The organism is Mesorhizobium sp. M1A.F.Ca.IN.020.06.1.1 (genome assembly GCF_004023265.1).
In the GTDB taxonomy this organism is placed as follows: domain Bacteria; phylum Pseudomonadota; class Alphaproteobacteria; order Rhizobiales; family Rhizobiaceae; genus Mesorhizobium.
Genome location: NZ_RZSR01001863.1, coordinates 1 through 378 on the forward strand (window position 1 = coordinate 1; position 378 = coordinate 378).

Consider the following 378-nt stretch of genomic DNA (forward strand, 5'->3'; position numbering starts at 1 on the left):
GAGCTACACCGCGACATTCTTTTGCGCTCCGATATCTTCGTCGAATACCCGCCGCAGACGCGCATCGAGGGCGAGATCCAGCAACTAGATCCGAATCACCCTGTGATCGAACTCTGGCAGGTGATCGCCGGCAAGGTGCCCGGCCGCTCCGGTGAGCGTCAGATCACGTTGTTTGATTCCGTCGGCTTTGCGATCGAGGATTTTTCGGCCCTGCGCTACGTCCGCGACCGGCTCAAGGAGACCGGTCTCTATGAGGAACTCGATCTGCTCGCCGATCCGGACGAGCCGCGCGACCTCTACGGCATGATCCTTCGTGCCGCGAAGGTTGCTCCGGCCGTGCAGCAGAGCGAAGTTCTGCAATGAGCAGGTCATCTATAC

Annotated in this window: 1 pseudogene; it reads left to right on the forward strand. The window is 60.1% G+C overall.

What is annotated here, in order from left to right:
• A pseudogene (locus EOA60_RS37255) lies at positions 1-363 on the forward strand (ornithine cyclodeaminase); the annotation flags it as partial.
• Between the last annotated feature and the right edge of the window lie 15 nt (positions 364-378).